This is a genomic window from Olsenella profusa F0195 (assembly GCF_000468755.1).
GTDB lineage: Bacteria > Actinomycetota > Coriobacteriia > Coriobacteriales > Atopobiaceae > Olsenella_F > Olsenella_F profusa.
The window spans coordinates 57,824-80,962 of sequence record NZ_AWEZ01000069.1 but is presented as its reverse complement, the minus strand read 5'-3'; the positions used below and the strand labels follow the sequence as shown (position 1 = coordinate 80,962).

The 23,139-nt window shown below is 68.7% G+C and carries 17 protein-coding genes; 11 read left to right on the top strand and 6 right to left on the bottom strand.

Annotated features, from left to right (window positions below; genetic code table 11):
- The first annotated feature begins 127 nt into the window (after positions 1 to 127).
- The 3 genes from HMPREF1316_RS11760 (at position 128) to HMPREF1316_RS11750 (ending at position 5,614) form a co-directional block, all read left to right on the top strand.
- Positions 128 to 2,953: an oxidoreductase gene (locus HMPREF1316_RS11760; protein ID WP_021727212.1), complete on the top strand. Its 2,826-nt coding sequence runs from the start codon at positions 128 to 130 to the stop codon at positions 2,951 to 2,953.
- 180 nt (positions 2,954 to 3,133) lie between these two features.
- Positions 3,134 to 4,597, top strand: coding sequence for an NADH:flavin oxidoreductase (locus tag HMPREF1316_RS11755; RefSeq protein WP_021727171.1), 1,464 nt, complete (start codon positions 3,134 to 3,136; stop codon positions 4,595 to 4,597).
- A 549-nt stretch (positions 4,598 to 5,146) separates the two neighbouring features.
- Positions 5,147 to 5,614 (top strand): flavin reductase family protein, encoded by a 468-nt coding sequence (locus tag HMPREF1316_RS11750; protein WP_198009700.1) that lies wholly within the window; start codon positions 5,147 to 5,149, stop codon positions 5,612 to 5,614.
- A 79-nt stretch (positions 5,615 to 5,693) separates the two neighbouring features.
- Here the strand turns inward: HMPREF1316_RS11750 and HMPREF1316_RS11745 are convergent, their stop codons facing one another.
- On the bottom strand, positions 5,694 to 6,662 hold the full coding sequence (locus HMPREF1316_RS11745) for a Gfo/Idh/MocA family protein (protein ID WP_040652505.1): 969 nt from the start codon (positions 6,660 to 6,662) through the stop codon (positions 5,694 to 5,696).
- A gap of 217 nt (positions 6,663 to 6,879) precedes the next feature.
- Between HMPREF1316_RS11745 and HMPREF1316_RS11740 the strand changes: the two genes are divergently transcribed.
- The 7 genes from HMPREF1316_RS11740 (at position 6,880) to HMPREF1316_RS11710 (ending at position 15,194) form a co-directional block, all read left to right on the top strand.
- Positions 6,880 to 7,335, top strand: coding sequence for a LytTR family DNA-binding domain-containing protein (locus HMPREF1316_RS11740; protein ID WP_021727222.1), 456 nt, complete (start codon positions 6,880 to 6,882; stop codon positions 7,333 to 7,335).
- Between the two features lie 34 nt (positions 7,336 to 7,369).
- Positions 7,370 to 7,819 carry a hypothetical protein gene (locus tag HMPREF1316_RS11735; RefSeq protein ID WP_021727282.1) on the top strand — a complete coding sequence of 150 codons (450 nt, stop codon included), beginning with the start codon at positions 7,370 to 7,372 and terminating at the stop codon, positions 7,817 to 7,819.
- A 488-nt stretch (positions 7,820 to 8,307) separates the two neighbouring features.
- Complete coding sequence (locus tag HMPREF1316_RS11730; RefSeq protein ID WP_040652453.1) at positions 8,308 to 10,842, top strand: outer membrane protein assembly factor BamB family protein; 2,535 nt, start codon at positions 8,308 to 8,310, stop codon at positions 10,840 to 10,842.
- Positions 10,814 to 12,007: a DUF4430 domain-containing protein gene (locus HMPREF1316_RS13455; protein WP_021727319.1), complete on the top strand. Its 1,194-nt coding sequence runs from the start codon at positions 10,814 to 10,816 to the stop codon at positions 12,005 to 12,007. Before HMPREF1316_RS11730 ends, HMPREF1316_RS13455 begins: the two co-directional genes overlap by 29 nt.
- Positions 12,008 to 12,021: 14 nt before the next feature.
- A complete protein-coding gene (locus HMPREF1316_RS11720) occupies positions 12,022 to 13,008 on the top strand; it encodes an energy-coupling factor transporter transmembrane component T family protein (protein ID WP_156901078.1) in 987 nt (328 codons plus the stop codon).
- A complete protein-coding gene (locus HMPREF1316_RS11715; protein WP_021727294.1) occupies positions 12,989 to 14,482 on the top strand; it encodes an ABC transporter ATP-binding protein in 1,494 nt (497 codons plus the stop codon). The genes HMPREF1316_RS11720 and HMPREF1316_RS11715 overlap by 20 nt, the downstream gene beginning before the upstream one ends.
- Positions 14,475 to 15,194: a DUF6580 family putative transport protein gene (locus HMPREF1316_RS11710; protein ID WP_021727306.1), complete on the top strand. Its 720-nt coding sequence runs from the start codon at positions 14,475 to 14,477 to the stop codon at positions 15,192 to 15,194. The genes HMPREF1316_RS11715 and HMPREF1316_RS11710 overlap by 8 nt, the downstream gene beginning before the upstream one ends.
- Here HMPREF1316_RS11710 and HMPREF1316_RS11705 read toward each other — a convergent pair.
- From HMPREF1316_RS11705 to HMPREF1316_RS11695, 3 genes are read right to left on the bottom strand one after another with little or no spacing between them, the layout of a single operon-like run.
- A complete protein-coding gene (locus tag HMPREF1316_RS11705; RefSeq protein WP_084620981.1) occupies positions 15,191 to 17,701 on the bottom strand; it encodes a homocysteine S-methyltransferase family protein in 2,511 nt (836 codons plus the stop codon). The two genes, HMPREF1316_RS11710 and HMPREF1316_RS11705, sit on opposite strands and share 4 nt — an antisense overlap.
- The gene (locus HMPREF1316_RS11700; protein ID WP_021727315.1) at positions 17,694 to 18,449 is read right to left on the bottom strand and encodes a vitamin B12-dependent methionine synthase, activation domain protein; all 756 of its coding nucleotides are present in this window, start codon (positions 18,447 to 18,449) and stop codon (positions 17,694 to 17,696) included. Before HMPREF1316_RS11700 ends, HMPREF1316_RS11705 begins: the two co-directional genes overlap by 8 nt.
- A gap of 4 nt (positions 18,450 to 18,453) precedes the next feature.
- Positions 18,454 to 19,326: a methylenetetrahydrofolate reductase gene (locus HMPREF1316_RS11695; protein WP_021727277.1), complete on the bottom strand. Its 873-nt coding sequence runs from the start codon at positions 19,324 to 19,326 to the stop codon at positions 18,454 to 18,456.
- A gap of 71 nt (positions 19,327 to 19,397) precedes the next feature.
- Between HMPREF1316_RS11695 and HMPREF1316_RS14200 the strand changes: the two genes are divergently transcribed.
- Positions 19,398 to 19,730 (top strand): hypothetical protein, encoded by a 333-nt coding sequence (locus HMPREF1316_RS14200; RefSeq protein WP_198009688.1) that lies wholly within the window; start codon positions 19,398 to 19,400, stop codon positions 19,728 to 19,730.
- A 69-nt stretch (positions 19,731 to 19,799) separates the two neighbouring features.
- On the opposite strand, the gene HMPREF1316_RS13445 is transcribed toward HMPREF1316_RS14200, so the two are convergent.
- Both HMPREF1316_RS13445 and HMPREF1316_RS11680 read right to left on the bottom strand, forming a co-directional pair.
- Positions 19,800 to 22,310: an ABC transporter permease gene (locus HMPREF1316_RS13445; protein WP_021727251.1), complete on the bottom strand. Its 2,511-nt coding sequence runs from the start codon at positions 22,308 to 22,310 to the stop codon at positions 19,800 to 19,802.
- A gap of 9 nt (positions 22,311 to 22,319) precedes the next feature.
- Positions 22,320 to 23,072 carry an ABC transporter ATP-binding protein gene (locus HMPREF1316_RS11680; protein ID WP_021727192.1) on the bottom strand — a complete coding sequence of 251 codons (753 nt, stop codon included), beginning with the start codon at positions 23,070 to 23,072 and terminating at the stop codon, positions 22,320 to 22,322.
- Positions 23,073 to 23,139 lie beyond the last annotated feature (67 nt).

Here is a 23,139-nt window from a genome sequence, read left to right as displayed (position 1 = left end):
CGGCCGCACAATGGGGCCGACGGGCGCCCATCGGGGGATGGCGCTCCCGTCGCACGGCCGCGGGCCCGATACAACCGATGGATGCCACAGGGGCGAAGCCGCGGCGTGTCACATGAGGGAGGGCGCTATGGCAAGCTACGAGGGGCTCTTCGAGCCCGAGAGAATCGCGGGGGTGCGTCTCAAGAACCGTCTGGTGATGACGCCCATGGGCGTCGGCCTGGCCAACCTGGACGGCACGCCGAGCGACGAGATGATCGCCTACTACGAGGCCCGCGCGGTCGGCGGCGCCGGGCTCATCATGCCCGAGATCTGCCGCGTGGACGACGTCACCGGCGTGGGGCTCATGCGCCAGATCTCCGTGACGCGCGACCGCAACGTCCCGGCCATCGCACGGCTCGTGGGCGCCGTCCATCGCCATGGGGCCAAGCTGTTCCTCCAGCTGCATCACCCCGGCCGCGAGACCTACTCCAGCCTCATCGGCGGCCAGCCCGTGGTGGCCCCCTCGGCCATCCCCTGCAAGCACACCCAGCAGAGGACGCGCGCCCTCGAACATGACGAGGTGCAGCACATCCGCGACGAGTTCATCGAGGGGGCCGTGCGCGCCCAGAGGGCCGGCGTCGATGGCATCGAGCTGCACTGCGCCCATGGCTACCTGCTCGAGCAGTTCCTCTCGCCCTACACCAACAAGCGCGAGGACGAGTACGGCGGCTCCTTCGAGAGCCGCATGCGCCTGGTGTTGGAGATCATCGCGGGCATCCGCGAGCGCTGTGGCACGGACCTCCCCGTGGGCTGCCGCCTCTCGGTGGAGGAGTTCCTGGGGGCCATGGGCGTCCCCGAGGGCGGGTACATCGACATCAGGATGGGCGTGCGCATCGTGCAGGAGCTCGAGCGCGCGGGCATCGACTTCATCGACGTCTCCTGCGGCATCTACGAGACGGGCGCAACCTCCGTCGAGCCGGTGAGCTACGCCGAGGGCTGGCGCCACGACCTCATCGTCGCCGTGCGCGCGGGCTGCTCGCTGCCCATCATCGCCGTCTCGGCCTATCGTGGGCCCGAGGTGCCCGAGAGGTTCCTGGAGGAGGGCATCATCGACTTCGCGGGGCTCGGCCGTGCCTGGCTCGCCGACTCCGACTGGGGCCGCAAGGTCCAGGAGGGGCGTGTGTCCGAGATCCGCAAGTGCATCAGCTGCCTGCGCTGCTTCGAGTCGCTCGAGGAGAACGCCGAGCGGTGCATGCCGCTCGAGTGCGCCGTCAACGCGGAGTGCGCCAACGAGCGGCGCTATGGCCCCCTGGTGCCGGGCACCGGCCACCATCACCTGGTCGTCGTCGGCGCAGGCCCCGGGGGGTTGGCGGCCGCCGAGGTGGGCGCCCGGCGCGGCATGCGCGTGACCCTGCTGGAGGCAGACGACAGGATCGGAGGCGACGTCAACCTGGCGGGACGCCCTCCCCACAAGGAGAAGATGGGCTTCGTCGCCGACTACTATGGCGCCGTGCTGCCCGAACTGGGCGTGGACATCCACCTGGGCGAACGCGCCACGGCAGACTCCGTGATGGCGCTGGGTCCCGATGCCGTCATCTGCGCGACGGGCGGCCGCCCCATCGTCCCCGACCTACCCGGGATCGGGGGCGACGGCGTCGCCACCGTGCCGGAGGTCCTGAACGACCAGGTGAGGGTCGCGGGCAGGAGGGTGGTCGTGGTGGGGGCGGGCCTCACCGGCCTCGAGACCGCCGAGTACGTGGCGGACCAGGGCGCCGCGAGCACGACCGTGGTGGACATGGTGGACACCGTGGCACCGGGCGCCAACGCCACCAACGTGGCGGACGTGATGGGCCGGCTCAGGAAGCAGGGCGTCACCTTCGAGCTGAGCCAGAAGCTCGTCGCCGTCAGCCCTCGCGGCGTGAGCCTGGAGGGCAGCGACACCGGCGAGGCGAGCGAGCTCGCCGCCGACCTCGTGGTGCTCTCGTTGGGCAACAGGCCCAACCGCAGCCTCGCGGACGAGCTGCGCGAGAGGGGCATGGACGTGCAGGTGGTGGGCTCCGCCATGCAGGACGGCAACATCTCGCCGGCCACGCACGGCGGCTACCTCGCCGCACGCTCGCTCTTTGTGGACAGGAGGCCCCAGGCGAGCTTCCATCTGGCGGACAGCGAGGTGGAGCGCTTCGGCTCCCCCTCCGTCATGGGCAACCAGCGGGGCGTCTACATCGCCTACACCACGACGCCCGAGGCCATCGCCCGCGTCCTGCCGCCGGGGCTCAGCCCCTTCCCGATGCCCGTGGTGGCCCTCTCCCTCAACCACGTCAACAACCCGAGCTTCACCGACGACTACTACGAGGCGATCCTGGGCGTATACTGCTACGCGGGCGAGCAGCTGGGCCAGTACTCGCTGTCCCTGCTGCTGGGAGGCGACGGCGCGGAGATGGCCACGCAGCTGGGCCGCGACAACGGCTCGATGCCCAAGAAGCTGGGCGGCGAGTTCGTCATGCGCCGCGACGGCGACAGGGTCACCGCATGCCTGAGCAGGCGCGGCAGGCAGGTCGTCAACGCCGAGATGGACCTGGGCGAGTACAACAGCCCGCTCACGTCCCGGGTGTTCCAGGCCCCCGCGGCGGGCAAGACCACCCAGGGCTGCGGCTTCTACTATCACTTCGACCGCGTCGTACGGGCCGAGGGTGGGGCGGACTTCACCGCGGGCGCCCTGCTCGGCGCGCTCGTGCAGTACGACTACAAGAGCTGGGAACCTGCGTACGTCACCAGGCTCGACGTGTGCTCCACGCCCGACGACCCCTGGGGCGAGCTGCCCGTGGTCACCGTCATCGGTGCCGGCCTCGCGACACTCGACCTCACGGTGAGGGGCATGCGCAAGCTTGCCGACGCTGACGCACAGGCAACCATGCCCTACCTGCTCTCCTCGTGGTACGACCGCACGACCCTACGGGAGACCGGTCGCATCTAGGCGGGCGGCCGGCGGCCCCATGGGCGCCCCCGTGGGCCATGCGCTCGGGGGCGCCCGAACGTCGCGGGCGTGGACTGCGAGGCATAGGCGCACCCATCCCTGCCGTAGGCGGCAGGGATGGGGCATGCTCCATGCATTGAGGCAAAGGGGAGCATGCTATCAAGGGGGAGGAGAGCTGCCATGCGCTACGACAAGCTATTCGAACCGGGGAGGAAGATTGGTTCGCTCGAGCTCAAGAACAGGTTCATCATGGGGGCTATGGGCGTGGGATTCGCGGAGCTCGGCGGCACCCCCACCGACCGCACCGTGGCCTACTACGAGGCGCGTGCGAAGGGAGGGTACGGCCTCATCATCACAGAGGTCAGCAGGGTCCAGGAGGACGAGTTCTGCACGCCCTTCGAGCCGTCCCTTGCCGATGACAGGCACATCCCCGCCTGGAAGAAGGTCACCGATGCGGTACATGCAGCCGGTGGCAAGATCTTTCCGCAGCTGCATCAGCCCGGCAGGCAATACACGAAGGCCATCCTGGGACATCAGGTCTCGGCACCCTCGCCACTCGCATGCCCGATCTTTGACGAGGTCCCGCACGAGCTCGCAACCGAGGAGGTGTGGCAGAACATCCACCTCTTTGGGAACGCGGCCGTTAGGGCCAAGGAGGCCGGGTTCGACGGCGTGGAGATACACGCGGGCCATGGCTACCTGGTGCAACAGTTCCTCTCGCAGTTCACCAACAGGCGCTTCGATGAGTTCGGCGGCTCACTGGAAAATCGCGCACGCTTCGCCTGCGAAATCGTCAGGGACATCAAGAAGCGGTGCGGTGCGGACTACCCGGTCATCATCAAGCTCTCCGCCGAGGAGAAGGTGCCCGGTGGCATGACGATATCCGATACCAAGATCTTCGCAAAGTACTTTGAGAAGGCTGGTTATGACGCCGTCGAGGCCACCATCTGCACCTATGCCTCACTCGACTGGATGAGTGCCCCAGAGGACGTCCCCATGGGCTTCAACGCCCGCAATGCCGAGGAGATACGGCAGGGGCTCTCCATCCTCGTCATCGCAATCGACCGCATCAACACACCCGAGATTGCCGAGGACATCCTCGAAACAGGAAAGGCGGACTTCGTCTCCATCTCCAGGCAGACCCTTGCTGAGCCGGAGTTTCCCAACAAGGTCAGAGAGGGGAACGTCTCGGAAATCGCTCCCTGCATCAACTGCCTGCAGTCCTGCATGGGCTACATGACCGACCCCCAGCACCTGCAAGCATGTCCCAACATCCCCGGCATTGACGGGACACATGTCGTCTTGGCCAATGACGTCATAGAGGGAAAGGTGACCGTGGGGAGGAACAACCTCATTGCCGGTGCTGGCCTGGTGGGACTCGAGACTGCCGATTTCCTGCGCGAGAGGGGTGGACGCACGAGCACCCTCATTGACATGATCGAAACGGTGGACTTCGGCGTGCTCGGCGTGGGGACCCATCTCAAGGCTCGCCTCGCTTCCAACGACACAACGTATATCCTGGGCGCAACCATCGAGTCGTTCGGCGAGCACGGCGTAACCTACAGGCAGCAAGGCACGGAGAGGACTGCCGAGGGCTTTGACAACATCATCATCGCCATGGTCGCAACCGTACAATCCGCTTGAGTCCGAACTTAAGGGGCTGGCACCTGAGGTCTATGTGATCGGAGACGCGAAAGAGGTAGGAAAGGCCAACAAGGCGACCGAGGAGGCCGCTGCCGTTGCGTACAAGATCTAGCGCGGCGACTAAGGCGAGAAGGCGTTCATGCTCACGGCCAGCCCACGCCTGTCCTGTGTGCGCCGATCCGCGGGTGTTCCCCCTGTGGGTGCGATGATCCGATCCTTCATCCGTGTGGGTGCCTTTCGCTGCGTGTGGGTGCTTTTCTCCCGGAACGGGTCTTCGTAACCTGCGGATACGTCAGTCCTTCTCGGGAGAAAGGCACCCACATGAACCAATCGGCACCCACACGAGGCAAGCGTGGCCAGCCGCCGCGCACCGTGCTACGATAGCGTTGGAAAAGCGACGCATATGTCTCGCGTACGCATGCCCCACATCCCCAAGGAGGAGGTCGCCATGAAGAGGTCCTTCAAGCCCAGCCCGTTCCTCGCCCCCATGCCCGTGCTGATGATCGCCACCTACGGCCCGGACGGCACGGTGGACGTCATGAACATGGCCTGGGGCGGCATCTGCGGCACCGACAAGGTGGCGCTAACATCACCGAGACGCACAGGACCGTCGCCAACATCAAGGAGCGCCGGGCCTTCACCATCGCCGTCGCGGACGTCGCGCACGTCCAGGAGGCCGACTTCTTCGGCATCGCGACGGGCAACAGGATGGCGGACAAGTTCGAGCGCTCCGGGCTGACGGCCGCGAGGAGCGAGCACGTGGACGCCCCCGTCATCGAGGAGTTCCCCCTCACGCTGGAGTGCGAGGTGCTCGAGGCCGGCGAGTCCGTAAGCGGCTACCGCGTGGTGGGCAGGATCGTCAACGTGCTGGCGGACGAGACGGTGCTCTCCGCGGACGGCGCGCCCGACATCACCAAGGTCAACCCCCTCATCTTCGACCAGTTCCACAACGACTACTACGCCCTCGGGGAGCGTGTCGCGGGGGCGTGGGCCGCCGGCAAGGGGCTCATGGGGTAGCGCCCACGTCCGGATCGCGAGGACGGTACGGTGGGGTCACGCCCTGCGCGTGGCCCCGTATAGTTCTGCGAGTTCTGCGTCAACGGGACGCAAGGCCCGCGCGCACCACGTCCAGTATGAGGGCGGCGTGAACGGAGTCCCTAGCGGGCATGACGGGGGACTCGAGGGTGCCCATCTCTGCCAGTCCCACAAAATGGGCGATCTCGTCATAGAGGTCATCGATCGCATAGGGTGCACCAAGGGACCGCGGGGGCTCGCTCTCCAGCTGCAGGACGGCATGCTGGGGCCGATGGAGCTCCTCCACCAGCAGGCTCCCCTCGGTGCCGACCACCCGCAACACGCGAGGCTTGGCCCGATCGAAGGCGCATTCCAGACGCACCTTGATGCCTCCGTAGTCCATGCACGCATCCACATGGACGTCGACGTCACGCACCTGCCTGCCGTCGACTGACGTCAGACGTGGCACACCAGGGCACAGGTCCTCGATCCAGGCGGCACAGTAGGTACCGCAGTCGAGCAGCACCCCCGCCCCGGGACCGGGCGTCATGTGATACGTGCCCGCCTCCATGACGGAGGACAGCATGTCGTTGCAGAGCGAGGCCTCGACGAGGCGGATCGCTCCCAAGCTCGGCAGCGCCTGGACGATGAGGGGGTAGAGCGGCACGAAGCGCGGCTTCATCGCCTCTATGAAGAGGACGCCGCGCTCCCGCGCGAGGTCTGCCACCCGGGCCATGTCCGCCGCCGTCAGCATGGCGGGCTTCTCGCAGAGCACCGCCTTGCCCGCCTCGATGGCCCGCGTCGCCCACTCGCGGTGGAACTCATGCGGCAGGGCGAGGTAGATGGCGTCCACCTCACCGTCCTCAAGCAGCTCGGCATGGCTTCCGTAGGCCCGCGCGCCCGACGCGGCGGGCACCTCGTCCAGAAACTGACGGGCACCCGCGCGTGAGCGCCTGCTCGCGGCCACGAGCTCGGCGCCCTCGACATGTGCAAGGCTTCGTGCGAAGCGATGCGCGATGTTCCCCGCGCCCAGCACCCCAAGGCGAGCCATGGCGCCACCTCCCCTGTCCGTCCTGGCATGCATGCGAGCGGAAGTGACGGTCAGGGAGGCCGACGGCTCGGCCGGCCCCCAGCGCCTGACGAGCCCATGACCCACGCGCCCCTGCAGGCGAGGGGGCTCCTTGTGCAACTCGGTGCAACGATGCTGCGGCACGGCACTGCGCCCGCTAGAGTACGAGGCGGACGATACCACCGCGAGAAGAGGCCCCATGAACGTCAACGTCATCGAAGAGCCCGGACGCAGGGAGCTTGAGGTCACGGTCCGCATCGCCCCGGGAGACCCGCGTGGTCAGCGCATAGCCGAACGCGTGCGCACGACGTTCGGACGTCTCACCGGCTACCCCACCCCCGGATCGCCGGAACGGCGCGTCATCGCGCTGGACACCGTGACGCACATCGAGACCACCGAGCGGAGGGCCTGGATCCATACGTCCGACCATCGGCGCCTCGAAAGTCCCCTCAGGCTCTTCGAGCTGGAGGAGTTGCTCCAGGACAGCGAGTGCGTGCGCGTGTCACGTCAGGAGCTGGTCAATCTCGACCACGTGACGGCGCTGCGCCCCGAGCCCAACGGCAGGCTGGCGCTCGTACTGGACGACAGGTACGTGGCCATCGCAACACGCACCTATGCGGCGGACATCAAGCGCCGCATCGGCATCGCACGATAGGCACGGAACGCCACGGGACAAAGGAGAGACGATCATGAGCGAGAACGACCAGCTGGGCGGCGCACTCGGACGAGGGGCGCTCACGGGGAGCCTCATCGCCGTCGTCATGCTTGCGGCAGCGGTCGGCATCGATGCCGCACGCGAGGGCCTCACCGAGAACACACGCTTCTGCCTGAGCTACATCGTGGCGGGCCTTGCAGGTGGCATCCTGCAGCAGGTCTGGTTCAACTGGCGTCCGACGAGACGCCTCGCCTACAGCATGCGCCTCCTTGGCTTTGGCCTCACGTACTATGCGGTCCTCGTGGGCTGCGCCGCGCTCGGACGCTGGCTGCCGGCGGAGCACCCGTGGTCGTGGGTCACGTTCACGGTCATCTTCCTCGCCATCCTCGTGGCGCTCACGCTCGTCATCGGAGCATTCCTGCACAGACGGGGCATCGAGTACAAGGAGAGGCTCGACGCGTACCACGCGCGCCGGCGCAGCTAGTGGATGAGGCTCAGCGACTGGGGCCCTCGTGCGGACTGCCCTTGATGGCCAGGGCCCTCATGTGTGCCCCTCTCCCTTGGCCCATCCCACGGGCCGGCACGATCCAGGCATCAGGGCACTCACACGCCAGCCAACGTCCGCGCGACACGTTCACCTCATCTGCATGCGCTAGGGTACCGACGTGTTGAGAACTGGCATATCCTACCTCCTGTGCACGACATCTCAACATTCGACCTGATATCATGGTCTTGGCTCAGGATGCTCTGGGAGCATGGTCTGAGTGGTCCAGGCACCCTGGCACAGGGAACCAGCCACGCTTCCGAGAGATGGCAGCCGCACCCACATGGCTGCGACCAAGCGCAGCCGACAGGTTCGGCACGACCGATGCGGGATCCACCCTCTCAGGCACCCTCAACGAGTGAGGAGGAGCAGGGATGTTCCCAACGACATGGTGGCGTATTCATAGCGACGCAGGGGCTGTGCGGCATGTGGGGGTGCGTCGTGTGTGTGCCGCCTTGCTTGCCCTGGTGTTGGCCCTGTACCTGGCGCCCCTGCCGGCCATGGCCGAGGAGACCACCCAGGACACGACGAACGAGCAGGGGCAGGCCGAGGGTGCGTCGGCCCCCAGCACACGTCCCACATCCGGCAAGACCAGTGATGCCGCAGGCGGAACCGGCACGGGAGATGCCGCAGGCGGAACCGGCACGGGCGATGCCGCAGGCGCGGCATCGCAGACCAAGGACGGGGACACCAAAGACGACGCGGTGCCCCCGCAGGACACGACCGGGCAGCCGTCAGGGCAGGGATCGTCAGAGGACGGCGGCACACCTGCTCCCACGGCACCACCGAAGGAGGAGCCCCCTGCTCGCGCCCCAGACGCAGAGGCCGCTACCATCGACGTCTCCGTGAGGGTCGTCGGGCCGGACGCCGAGGGGCATGACGTCGACTGGCTGCCCGCGACGAACGTGACGGTCGCCGCGACGGCGACCGGCCTTGATGCCACGGAGGCCGCGTTCAAGAAGGGCGGGCTTACCTACGACGTCGTGGAGGGCACGGCCTACGGCGCATACCTCAATGGCATCACGAGTCCCTATACGGGACAGGAGCTGGGCTACGACGCAGCGAGCCGCAGGTACTGGTCGCTCCTGGTGAACACGGGCTCCGGCCTCACCTCCAGCGGCAAGGGCATCAGCTCGATCGACATGAGCACGGTCAGGGAGATCGTCTGGTACTACTCCACCGGCACGGCCGCGCCTGCCGAGACGCCCGACACCGAACCGAGCTCGACCCAACTGCCCACCTATGCGTCCGACTGGCCCGGCTTCCAGCAGATCCTGGGTGACCAGAGGGCCGCCACACCCACCGACGCGGCCACGGTGGCCTGGAACGTCGACCTCTCGCAGTACGGGAGCGGCGGCTCATGGCACAGGGTCAGCGAGCTCCTCTCCGTGAACGGCTCCATATACGCGGCCGTGGACGACAGGGTCGTTCGCATCGACGAGAGGACCGGCACGGTCGATGCCACCAGGGGCACGCTCGATGCGCCCATCAGCTACACGAGCAGGCCGCTGTATGTGAAAGGCATGATCGTCGTGGCGCTCGATGACGGCAGGGTCGAAGCGCTCGACGCCGCAACGCTCAAGAGGCGCTGGACCACGCCGATCATGGCCAAGGGGTATCAGTCGTCCTGCTCGCTCTCGCTCACGTCGGGGAGCAGCCCACAGATCGTCGTCGGCATCTCCCAGGGATCGGGCTCCGCGGGCATGCTGTTCACCGTCGACCCCTCCACGAGCTCCCTTGCCAGCTATCGGGTCCTCGACCAGAGCCAGGCCTCCGGCTGGTACTGGAGCGGCACGGCATCGGTCGGCGGCTGCCTGGTGGCGGCGGACACGGCAGGTAGGGTGAGCGCCTACCGCACGAGCGACGGCAGGGAGGTCGCCAGCTACCAGCTCACGTCGAAGGTGCCAGGCGGGTCGACGGTCAATGCGGACGTCGTCGCGCTCGACGAGACGGACTTCCTCGTGGCGACGAGGGATGGCCGCCTCCACCGGCTGCGCCTCACGGACGCGAACGGGACCATCGGCATTGCCGAGGTCTCCTCCGTGGCGCTGGGCGGCACGGGCAAGGCCGCACCCGTGGTGGTGGGCGGTCATGCCTTCGTCGGGGGCGCACGGGACACGACGCCCGATGCGCCGACGGCACTCTATGTGGTGGACACTTCAACCATGTCGCTGCTGCAGACGATCACGAAGGCGGATGGCCTCGACCTGCCGGTGGGCTTTGGCGGCATCTCCGCACCGCCGCTCGTGTCGACCACATCCACGGGCACGTTCGCGTACTTCACGGTCAACGCGGCCACCTTTGATGCCGCCACGGGAGCGTACGCGTCGGGTGGCAACCTCTATGCCTACCGGCTGGGCGACACCGAGGCGCACCTGCTGTACGCGCCGACGACCAACGCGAACTTCTGCGACTCTCCCGTCATCTGCGATACCCAGGGAAGCCTCTACTATCTCAATGACTCCAGTCACGTGGTGAAGCTCGTGTCTCAGAAAAACGGCGCGGGCGGCAGGGGGAGCACGACCGACGCGGGCGGCTCGGGGCGCACCGCCACGCCAACCTCCGTGATGGCAGACGGCTCCACGGGCCCCAGGGAGAGACCCGGCTCCTTGGCCAACATGCTTGCCGGCATGAGCGGGATCCGCATGTATGGCACCGCGGCCATCGGGTGGACGCTCCGTCCCTCCGCCAGAGCCACGGCAAGGGCCCGATCGTCCCGGCCCCTCCTCTTTGGCACGCCATCGGACGTGCTGACACGCGTCACGACGACACGTCCCCTGGCCATGCAGCCCGAGGGCCAGGGCGCCGCTGCGGAGCCATCGTCGACCTCCGTCGCCCACCTGCCCCTGTGGCCCGTCGCGGGCATGGGGTGCGGCGCGGCACTGCTTGTGGTACTACTCGTACGAGACCTCATCACGAGGAAGGGGGGCAGCCATGACAGCTCACGGCACCACAGGGGATGACGAGCGGGACGAGGCCACACGCGGGTCTCGTGTCTCGAGGCACCTCCGCATCCTGCTCGTCGCATTTGCCGTAGTGGTCGTCGCGTTCTGCGCGTGGTCGATGTCCGAGTACACGCAGGGACGCGACCCCCTCGCCTGGCTCACGGGATCGGGCGCCCTCACCACGACGAACGACACCGACCCCAGCGGCACGTTCGACCTGAACGGCGACGCCAGCACAGCTGCCACCACAGCGACCCTCTCGCATGATGACGTGGTGGCCGCCCTCGGCGCGCTGCAGTTTGACGGTGCCGACGTATCCGTCCCTCCCGACCAGGCCACCGTCGTCCTCACGCAGGACGGCATCTGGGTCGATCAGGTCGAGCTCGACGATGCCCCCACGATGGCCTCGCTCACCGCCAGGCGCGCGGCAGCGCTTGCGACCTGGGAGGCGACGACGGGCGTGGAGGTGCCCCAGGTCACGTGGATTGCCGAGGATGGCGCGGGGGCGGTGCGCATGGCCGTGTCGTACGGCACGGATGACGCCCCCACCTCCGGTGACCTACCCTTCCTGCTCTCCCGGGCGTCCTCCTATGCCCTCTCGGGAGACGCCTATGCCAGCCTGGGCATCGGCCCCGACTGCCCACAGTCCACGGAGGCGGTTCCCACGCTGCCGGACGCCTCGCCGGTCTCGGTCGAGCCATCGGTCACGTCGGGCGGCGAGGTGCTGACCACCACGTCCACCACGGGAGGCAGCGCACTCTCCTCGTCCGGCACGGGTTCCGTGCCTGGCTCCGACACGGGTGGCGGCTCCTCCTCGGGCTCCGGTGCGACGGCCACCCCAAGCCAACCGAGGGATCCCGCACCGACGGATGCGAGGATCACCGTCACCGTCACCGTCGATGGCAGTGCGGCCGGCCGGGGATCGAACTCCGTCGCAGTCACCGTACCCGCAGGCTCGACGGCCTACGACGCGCTGGTGGCCACCGGGGTGGGCGTCAACGCACGCCAGACGAGCTACGGTGTCTACGTGTCGAGCATCGATGGGCTTGCCGAAAAGGAGCACGGCAGCGGCAGCGGCTGGACCTACGCCGTCAATGGCATCGAGCCCGACCGTTCCGCAGCCTCCTACACCCTTTCCGAGGGGGACGTCATCGTGTGGTCCTACGTCAACGTCACCCAGTAGCGCCGGTGCAGGCCATGGACACCGCCCACCTTGCCTTCGAGACGACGCATGCGAGCGTTGCCGTCGCCTACTTCTCGGGCGCGCTGCTGCTTGCCATGTTCGTGATGCAGCCCGTCTACGTGGCCCTCTCGCTGGCAGGCGCCCTCGCGTTCGCGCTCTGTGCCCTGGGCGTGCGGGGGACGCTGCGCAAGCTGCGCTGGCAGCTTCCCCTGCTCGTGCTCATCACGCTTGCCAACCCGCTGTTCTCGGCGTCGGGCTCGACCGCGCTTGCGCAGGTGGGACCCCTTGTCGTCTACCGCGAGTCACTGGTCTATGGGGCCTGCATGGGATCCGTCCTGATCGCCGTGATCCTCTGGTTCGAGGGGGCATCACGCGTCCTGACGAACGACCGCCTGATGGGGCTCATGGGGCGGCGCCTGCCCGTGGTCGCGCTCATGGTCTCCATGACGGCGCAGCTGTCGGCACGGCTCGTCCGACGCGGCACCGAGGCGCGGACCGTGCGACGGGCCTGCAGCTCCTCTGGGGCCGATGGCCGCCCGTCGCTGCAGGGGGCCGTGAGCCTCACGACCACGCTCATGGGCTGGGCGATGGAGGGCTCCCTCGAACGTGCCGACGCCATGCGCGCCCGCGCATGGCAGGCGGCCCCCCACCGGACGAGCTATGCGACCGAGCGCCTCGGGGACCGCGATGCCCTGGCCCTCCTTGGGGTAGGCGCGCTCGTGGGGGCGAACGTCCTGCTCGCCGCCGTCGCCTGTGCGCAATGGCACTTCTATCCCACGACCCCCACGCTGGTCGTCTGGTGGGGCTATGCGCCCTATGCCGTGCTGACGCTGCTGCCCGCGGCCCTGACGCTGCGCGAGCGGGCGCGCTGGTCCCACATCGAGCGGACAGGCGCTGGGGCGCCTCATGCCAGCGCACGGGCGGCCTGCATGTCGGCCCACCGCGGCGCGTGCGCAGCGTCAACCGCAGGGGAGGGCGGCCATGGACATGCGAAGGCGTGAGCCGCCCGATCGCGAGACGGCGCTCGAGTTTGGGCATGTCAGCTTCTCCTATCCCCCACCGGACGCGGACGGTGCGGACGGGCGGGCGGACGGCCCCCGTGTCCTGGACGACGCGTCGCTCTCCATTCCCCAAGGTGCGTTCTGCCTGCTGGTGGGGGCAACGGGCAGCGGCAAGACGACGCTTCTGCGCCTCGCCAAGCCCGAGATCGCGCCGGTTGGCACGATCGCCGGACGGGTCCGCGTCTTTGGCCACGAGACCGCTGCGCTCGCAGGGGACCCCCTGCTCTCGGCCGCGAGCGTGGGGTACGTCTTTCAGAGTCCCGATAACCAGATCGTCTGTGACACCGTCTGGCACGAGATGGCCTTTGGGTTGGAGGGGTTGGGGGTCGCCCAGGACGAGATGCGTCGCCGCATCGCCGAGACGGGCTACTTCCTGGGCATCGACCGCTGGTTCCGCCGCATGACGGATGAGCTCTCCGGCGGGCAGCGACAGGTGGTGGCCCTTGCCGCGACGCTGGTGATGCGACCGCGGCTCCTGCTGTTGGACGAGCCAACCTCGATGCTCGACCCCGTGGCGGCCAAGAACTTCCTGGGACTGCTCTTTCGCGTGAACCGCGAGCTGGACGTCACCGTGGTCGTGGCGACCCATGCGCCAGAGGTCATGGCCGACTATGCGACGATGGCGCTCGCCCTGGGCGAGGGTGGGCGGGCGGGAACGGTCGCGCCGTGCGAGCTGGACGCGTTGCGTACGGCCCGCTCCCTGCCACGGGAGCCACCGCGGGACGACGGCGGGAACCAGCCTGTGGCCGTGCGCCTCTCCGACGTGTGGTTTCGCTATGCGCGCGGCGAGGGGTGGGTCTGCCGGGGCTGCAGCCTTGCCGTTGGCGCCCACGAGGTGCGTGCCCTCGTGGGCGCCAACGGCTCGGGCAAGTCCACGCTCCTGTCGCTCGTGGCCCAGATGGCCCGGCCCCAGCGAGGGAACGTGCGTGTGGGGCACGAGCTGGCCATGAGCCAGGCGCTGCTCCCGCAGGGTCCCAAGGCGCTGCTTGCGCGCGAGACGGTGGCAGGGGAGCTCCTGGAGTGGTCGGGGTCGGCAGGCTATGACGGCGCGGCGGCTCAAGGGCTGCTGTCGGAGCTGCTGGGAGCGCCCGCGGACGCGCTCTGGCAGCGCCACCCCTACGACCTCTCGACCGGCCAGCAGCAGCTCGTGGCCCTCGCGAAGCTCCTGATCACCCACCCGCGCCTGCTGCTGCTCGACGAGCCCACCACGGGGCTCGACCACGCCGCCCGCGCTGCGGTCGCCCGCGCCGTGGCGGCCGCGCGCGACGCGGGCGCGACCGTCATCATCGCCACGCACGACCTGGCGTTCTGCCACGCGGTCGCGGACTCGGTGTCCCTGCTCTTCGACGGCGACATCGCCACGACCGAGCCGATCGGGACGTTCTTCGAGAACAGCTGGATCTGGCATGGGTAGCCACAGGGCACGGCTGCTCCATGCGCTCGAGCCCCTCGCGCTTGCCGCCGTGCCACTCTCCATGGCCGCCTGCACCATCCTCGGCATCGAGGCCACGGCGGGGCTCACGATGCTGGTCGCGCTGCTCGCGCTCCTGCTCGTCTTTGCTGGCTACGAGGCCTCGCGGCCAGCGCTCCGCCAGGTCATGCCCACGGTGGTCCTTGCCTCGCTCGCCGCTGCCGGGCGCGTGCTCTTCGCACCCCTGCCCGACGTGAAGCCCGTCTCCGCCATCGCCATCGTCGCCGGGTCCCTGCTCGGTCGCCGCAACGGCTTCATGGTCGGCGCCCTCGCGGCGCTCGTCTCCAACGCCTTCTTTGGCCAGGGAGCCTGGACGCCCTGGCAGATGTATGCCTGGGGGCTCGTCGGCTACCTTGCCGGCGTCCTCGCCGATGCCGGGGCGCTGCGCCGCCATCGCTGGGCGCTCCTCGCGTACGGCTTCGCCTCCGCCCTGCTCTATGGTGCCATCCTCAACGGCTGGTACGTCCTGGGCTTCGTGCGCCCGCTCACGGCTGCCGGGGTGCTCGCGGGCTATGCGGCGGCCGCGCCCTGGGACGTGGTGCACGGCCTTGCGACCGTGGGCTTCCTGGCCCTTATCTGGCTGCCCTGGGGCCGCTCCATCCGGCGCGTGGTGGCAAAGTACGACCTCTCCGGTCGGGATGGCCACGGCGACTAGGTGCCCAGCACCTCCTCGGCGATGCGCGCGGTCTCGGTGGCGTCCTTGGCATAGAAGTCCGCGCCGACCATCTGGGCGTACTCGGGCGTGAGCACGGCCCCGCCCACCACCACCTTGCACCAGGGCGCCTCCTGGCGGAGCAGCTCGATGGTCTCGGCCATGGCGGGCACGGTCGCCGTCATGAGCGCCGAGAGGCCCACGAGCCGCGCATGGCGCTCGCGCACGGCATCGACGACCAGCCGGGGGTCCACGTCGCGCCCCAGGTCCACGACGTCGAAGCCATAGTTCTCGAGCAGCATGCGCACGATGTTCTTGCCGATGTCGTGGATGTCGCCCTTCACGGTGCAGATGATCACGGTGCCCTTTGAGGCCACGGCCCGCCTGCCGGTGGAGCTTGCCTCGCGGATGACCGCAAAGCCCGCCTTGGCCGCCTCGGCGGAGGCCATGAGCTGGGGCAGGAAGAACGTGCCCCGCTCGAAGCGCTCCCCCACCTCGTCGAGCGCGGGAATGAGCACGTCGTTTATCACGTGCAGGGCGTCGTGCTCCTCCAGCAGCCGCCGGGTGACATCGGCCATGGCCCCCCTGCGCCCCGCCAGGACGAGTGAGCGCGCCTGCTCGCCGAGGCTGGCGGATGCCACCGCGTCGGGAGGCGTCGCGGCGGAAGGCGCGGCGGGGGCCTTCCCCCCATCCCGTGGCACGGCGTCGCTGCGCGCCGCATATGCAGCGACATAGGACTGCGCGCGCTCGTCCTCGCCGGACAGCACGCGCCACGAGTTGACCACGTCCATCATGCGCTGCTGCCAGGGATTGATGATGGCCAGGTCGAGCCCCGCCGAGAGGGCCGCCGCCAGGAACGTGGCGTTCACGAGCGGGCGGAAGGGCAGGCCGAAGCTGATGTTGGAGACGCCCAGCACGCAGCGCACGCCCGGCAGCTCGCGCTTGATGAGGGCGATGCCGTCGAGGATGGCGCGCGGCGCCGTCTGGTCCGTCGAGGCGGCCATGGCCAGGCAGTCGATGGCCACGTCCTGGCGCGGCAGGCCGGCCGCATCGGTGGCGGCCACGATCCTGCGCGCGATGGCCAGACGCCCCTCGGCCGTCGCCGGGATCCCCTCCTCGTCGATGGTGAGGCCCACGAGGGCGCAGCCGTAGTGGGCGGCGAGGGGCACGACGGCGGCAAGCGTGTCGGCGCGGCCGTTGGTGGAGTTGATGATGGGCTTGCCGGCATAGCCGCGCACGGCGGCCTCGATGGTCGCGGGCACGGCGGAGTCCACCTGCAGGGGCAGGGTCGTGACGCTGGAGAGGTCGCCCATCAGGCGCTTGAGCGTGGCGCCCTCGTCTATCTCGGGCAGGCCCGCATTGACGTCGAGGATCTGGGCGCCCGCCTCATCCTGCTCGATGGCGAGCGACATGATGTAGTCGAAGTCGCCCGAGCGCAGGGCCTCCCTCATGTGCCGCTTGCCCGTGGGGTTGATGCGCTCCCCGATGACGCCCACCTGCCCCATCCCCAGCGCACAGGACGCCTGTGCGCTGGCGACCACGAAGTCGTCACGCACCCGGCGCGGCGTGGGCGTGCGGCCCACGAGGAGCTCTGCCTCCCGGCGGATGTACTCCGGCGTGGTGCCGCAGCAGCCACCGATCACGGTCACGCCCGCATCGAGCATGCCCGCCACCTCGGCGCAGTACTCCTCGGGACGCACGTCGTAGACCGTCACGCCCCCCTCCACGCGCGGCAGGCCGGCGTTGGCCTGCACCATCACCGGCACGCGCGACCAGGGCAGCATGCGCCGCACGAGCGGTGCCACGTCGGCGGGGCCCAGCGAGCAGTTGATGCCCACCACGTCGGCACCCAGCGCGCTCAGGGTGATGGCGGCCACCTCGGGCGTGGTGCCCAGGAAGGTGCGCCCGCCCTCGTCGAAGGTCATCGTCACGAAGGTGGGCAGATCGGAGTTCTCCTTGGCGGCAAGCAGGGCCGCCTTGGCCTCCGCGAGGTCGGCCATCGTCTCGATGACGAGGAGGTCGGCGCCCGCCGCGTCGGCCGCCCTCACCTGACAGGCAAACTGCTCGTAGGCCTCATCGAAGGGCAGCGTGCCCATGGGCTCCAGCAGCGCTCCCGTGGGGCCGATGTCGGCCGCCACATAGCGTGCGCCCGCACGTCTCGCGCACCCCACCGCCGCCGAGACGATCTCCTCGACCGGGGCCGCACCGTCCAGCTTGAGCGGACTCGCACCAAAGGTGTTGGTGGTCACCACCTCGCTGCCGGCCACGATGTAGGCGCGGTGGATGTCCTCTATCATCTCAGGTGCTCTGAGGCAGAGCAGCTCGGGCGTCGCGCCGGCGGCCATGCCGCGCGCCTGGAGCTGCGTGCCCATGGCGCCATCGAAGAGCAGGAGGTCCTCTCCCGCAAGCACGCGCCGGAGGTGCTCGTCGCGCACGCGCAGCTCGCGTTGCCGAGAGGCGCCAGGGTGCGGTGCCACTGGCTCAGGGCTCGTCGCAGTCGTCTCATCCATGGCAGGTCGTCCCCGTCCTTCGTATGATGCAGAAATCCGAGCATAGGCAGTCGGCGCAGCTTGCGTGCGCACCGGCCTGTGGCGTGTCGAACAGGCCCACCACGGCGGTCACGCTCTTGGTGGGCGTCATGAGATAGGTGGGTGACAGCGTGATGCCCAGGCGCGAGGCACCCAGGGCGGCCAGCAGGGGCGGCTGCGTGTCCATCGGCAGGTCGCCATAGCCGGGGGAGAAGCGGACGTTGCAGTGGAGGCCCCCGGCGGCCGCAGCACCCACGAGCAGCGCCTCGGCAGCATCGGCCGCCCGCTCCACGAGCGTGGTGGAGGCCGCGTCGAAGAGCACCTGGCCCACGGGGTCCACGAGCGAGAGCCGATGGAGCTCGCGCTCGTCACCCATGCCAAGCGTCACGGCCATGACGCCTGCGGCGACCGCCCCGTCCAGGTGCCTGGCGATGGAGCTGCCACGCAGCACGAGCGGGGTGCCCGCCAGGCTCACCTCCGGCACCCCGTCGTCCGTGCGACCCGCCACCTCGAAGACCGCCACGGCCGCACGCGGACGTGAGACCTCCAGACAGCGCGCCATGGCCTCGTCGATGCGCGAGCCCAGATCGGGGCCGAGGCCCTGCCCATGGTATCCCATGTAGCGCAGCACCTCGCCGCGGTCCATCGACATGATGGCGAGGTCGTGGTAGGTGGGGGCCGCAGCAACGCCCGCGGCGACCCGCCGTGCCCCGCCGTCGCATCCCGCCATGCGCCTACGCCCCCAGGTAGCCGCAGGCGAGCAGGGCCTCGTGCGCCGCACTGCCGACCTCGGGCCTGTTCATGCTGTAGACGTGCAGGCCGTCCACGCCGTTTGCCGCAAGGTCGCAGAGCTGTTCGCAGGCGTACTCAACACCCGCCGCACGCTGGGCCGCCGGATCCTCCCCGGCCCGCACGAGGCGCTTCACGACCTTGGCGGGAATGGACGCGCCGCAGCTGAAGGCCATGCGCTGGATCTGCCGGACGCTGGTGAAGGGCATGATGCCACAGACGATGGGCACCTTGATGCGGGCCCGCACGCAGCGCTCGCGGAAGCGATAGAAGTCTTCGTTCATGAAGAAGAGCTGCGTCACCAGGAAGTCGACGCCCGCATCCTGCTTGCGCTTGAGCGCCTCGATGTCGGCGTCCAGGCTCTCGCACTCCACGTGGCCCTCGGGGTAGCAGGCGCCGCCCACGCACACCTCGGGGGTACGGTGCTTGATGTGCGCGACGAGGTCGGACGCATGCGGGAAGTCCCGGGTCCCGCACCCCGGCACGCGGTCGCCCCGCAGGGCCAGCACGTTGTGCACCCCCTCGGCGAGCAGGGCGTCCACAGAGGCGTCGGCGTCCGCGGCGGCAAGCCCCATGCAGGTGAGGTGCGCGAGCGCCTGCGTCGGGGCACACTCGCGCTCGACGAGCGCGGCGATGGCGCGCGAGCTCTGCGCGTTGCCCGAGCCGCCGGCCGAGAACGTCACGCTGATCCAATCCGGGTCGCTCTGCGCAAGGGCGTGGGCGATCGTGTCGGCCTGCTCAACCGACAGGTCGCCCTTGGGTGGGAAGATCTCGAAGGAAAGCGTCTGCTTGCGTGCCAGGGCGTCACGGATGTCCATGGTTCCCCCTTCGTGTGGTTGGACACATGATAGAGTATGGGACCCATCCGCATCCCGCGTGCGCGCACGCCGTGACCAACTGTGAACAAGCGAGGCGCGCTGGGGGTGGGCATGACGCCCCCCAGAGCGTTACGGTAGGAAGGGCCGCACGGGATGGAGGGATCACGACACCAGAGGAGTACGACAGGGCAGCACGCGACTGGACGAGCAGGGACGCGGTGGGCACGCGGCTGCCGCGCGAGGACGCGCTCGCGCGCATCGACGCGTTCCTCTCCACGCACACCACCTGTGCGCTGGCCACGGGCGACGGCACCTTCATGCGCTGCACGCCCCAGTCGTACGACCTGCTCGATGCCGACCTGCGTGGGGAAGGCGTGGACGTGCGCCAGCACATCGACGCCTAGGGTGGCGGGGCCCGAAGGACGATTCCGGGTCCCGCCACCACGGGACCTGTCGCACCGCCGCACCGTCCCCTATTCCCTGTGCTGCAGGACGTCGACGGCACGTATCCTGCCCACCCGGCGCAGCAGCGCCGTGCGCACCGTGAGGTAGCAGGCCATGATGCCCGCATACGTGGCGGGATAGAACCACCAGGGCCACGCCACGTCGAGCTCGACTGCCACGTTTGCCACGAGATAGGGGTAGCACGCGTCCATGAGCAGCTTGGCCACGGGGATCAGCACGAGCGCGCCCAGCGCCACCACCACGAGGTTGCCATCGAGGTAGAGCCTGCGGATCTCCCGGTCGCGGTAGCCAAACAGCCTCATGAGCGCGATGCCCTGGGCCGAGCGGTCCACCATGACCTTCGTCATCTGATAGAGGACGATGACGAAGATGAACGCCGACGAGACTATCAGCACGCCTATGAGCGGCGCCATCGTGTCCATGAACACGCCCGAGCTCTTGGACACGTCATCACGGCTCGTGGTCGCGAGCAGGCGGTCGGGATCGATGTCGAGCGCATGGTCGGCGAAGACGGCATTGTACTGCCCATCCTCCTCGCCGAGCAGCTCGCGCATGTCGTCTATGTGCATGAAGCAGAACAGGCCCGCCGAGTAGGGCACGACGTCGCTCACGGTGAAGGCGTAGGCCTTGTCGTCGGCACGGTCATAGAGCACGAGCTCGTCGCCCACCCTCACGCGGTAGCGCGTGGCCACGGCCGACGAGACCGCCACCTCGTCGGTGCCCTTCGCCTCGAAGCTACCGAAGAAGGGGTCGCCCTCGGTGAGGCCGACGAGCGTGACGCTCAGGTCGTACCCCATGGACGAGCGGCTGAGGGAGGCGAGATCCGCCTCCCAGCCGTCGGCGGGGGCCACCATGGTGGGATAGCGATACTGGTAGAGGTACTCGTAGCGGGTGTCCTCCACGGCCTTGTGCGAGACGTTGGCGCTGAGGGTGTAGGCGTCGAGCCCCATGAACAGCAGCAGAAGGCTCACGAACATGCCCACCAGAACCGCCGCGACGCTGCGCCGCTCGCGCAGCAGCTGTCGGATGCGGAACGTGCGCGTGAAGCTCCGCTCGCGCAGGCGCACGCGCGCCGCACGGACCCGTACCGGATCGTCCCTGAGCAGCGAGAGCACGGGGCGCGCGAGGCGCCTCCCGATGACCAGGAGGTTCACGACGAGTGCCAGGGCAGCAGGCAGGGCGATGCCATAGAGCAGGAGAGGGATGGTCGGCCCCGCGGTGATGGGCGGGGTGGAGTAGTACGTGAGCGTCGGCCCCAGCATGAGTTCCTGCCACTGCGGAAAGAAGCTCACCACCGTGCCGAGGATGCCTCCCACCAGGCAGATGAGGGTGGGAACCAGGGCGTAGCTCACCATGATCCGGCGCCGTCCCACACCCAGCGAGACGAGCGCGCCTATCGTCATCGACGCGCGGTCGATGCTGTGCACGGTGAAGACCGAGATCACGTAGGCAATGAGGACGAGCACGATCACGCCGGCAAGCAGGCCGGCATACATGCTGATGCTCACGTCGTCGACGGAGATTCCGATCCGGGGATTGTCAGAGGCCTTGACGAAGCTCGTGACGTTGTCCACCTCGAGCGGGAAGTGCTCGTCAAGCTGCTCGCCCAACGTGTCCTGGAAGCCGTGGGCCGCATCGTCGAGCCGTGACGCACCATCGATGACGGAGGACAGGACCCGTGCGAGCGCGGGGGAGGAGCCGCCCAGCCGCCCGATGCCCTCGTCGAGCCCATCGGCGGCCTCCACGAACTGCCTCATCGCATCCTCGATCCTGCGACGTTCGGCAAGGCGCTCATCCAGGTAGGCCGCGAAGGCGGGGTCGCCCGCCTGGTCCAGGGACGCCTTGAAGTCGCGGACCTGGTCCCGCAGGGACTCGACGGAGACGTCGGACGGGAGGCGGAAGAGGTAGCGGGTCTCCTCGGCACTTTGGGCCTGACCGGCGTCACGCAAACTGGCATACTGCCTGCCCGTGACGAAGGCACAGCCGAAGGTCGAGGGATCGGCCACCAGGTCGGCCATGCTCGCCATGCACAGGTCGTAGTCGGGGCTCGTCCCTATGCCCACGACCGTGAGCTCCTGTCCCCCGACCTTGATCACGTCACCGACGGAGATGCCGCGCGACGTGGCGTAGAGGCGTTCGAGGAGCACCTCGCCGGGGGCGTCGGCCACCCTCCCCTCGCTCACGGCGACGGTGTCCACCTGCGACCGGTTGGCCATCACGCGCAGCGTCGAGCCATCGTCCTGCGAGAAGTCGAGGGAGGGCGCCTCCTCGACCGTGACGCCCCGCGCACGCACGGCGGCGAGCTCGTCATTCGTGAGCGGCACGAGGGTCGTGAACTCGCCGTCCTCCACCCCGTGAGACCGCGCGCTCTCCTCGATGCTCTGGGTGGCCCCCACGGCGGTGGAGACGATGCCCACGACGACGAGCATCGCAAGCGCCGTCAGAAGCAGAAGCGCCGCGTTGCGCAACCAGTTCGCGCGCAGCTCGCGCAGGGCGCGTCTCAGAAGAATCCTCCACATCTCAGCCTCCTAGAGCTCGAGCTTACGGGCAGGAACCTTATGGGCGTTGTGGCGGGCGTCGACGATGCTGCCATCGCGGATGCGCACGACCATGTCCGCCATGGGACAGATGCCCTCGTTGTGGGTCACGACGAGCATCGTGGTGCCGAGGCGCCTGTTGACGTCCTCGAGCAGCGCGAGGATCTCGTGGGCAGTGTGCGAGTCGAGCGCACCGGTGGGCTCGTCGCACAGCAGCAGTCGGGGGTTCTTGACGAGGGCCCTGCCGATGGCACAGCGCTGCTGCTGGCCACCCGAGAGCTGGCCGGGGAACCTGTCGGCGTGCGCCGCGAGCCCGAGCGTGTCCAGGAGGTCGTCGAGGTCGAGCGGGTCGTCGGAGAGGTTGGCGCACACCTGGACGTTCTCGCGCACCGTGAGGGTGGGAACGAGGTTGTAGAGCTGGAACACGAAGCCCAGAAGCTCGCGGCGGTAGTCGACGAGCCGCCTGGGCGCAAGCGCGCTGACCTCGCGCCCCGCGACGCGGATGGAGCCCGCGTCGGCAGTGTCGAGACCACCGATGAGGTTGAGCAGCGTCGACTTGCCCGAGCCCGAGGCGCCCAGGATGACGCAGCTGCTTCCCTCGTCCACGCTCAGCGAGAGCCCACGCAGCACCTGAGTGTGGCCATCCCCCTCCCCGTAGCCCTTGGTCAGGTCGCTCACCTCGACGAAGGCGTCCCCTTCGCCCACCGTTGCCGTCTCTGGCCGTTCCGTCTCGCGTCTTCTCACGTCGCGTCCCCTCTCAAAGGTTTTTTATAACAGTGTTTTCAATTCGTTACGAAAAAGGGGCCGCGGA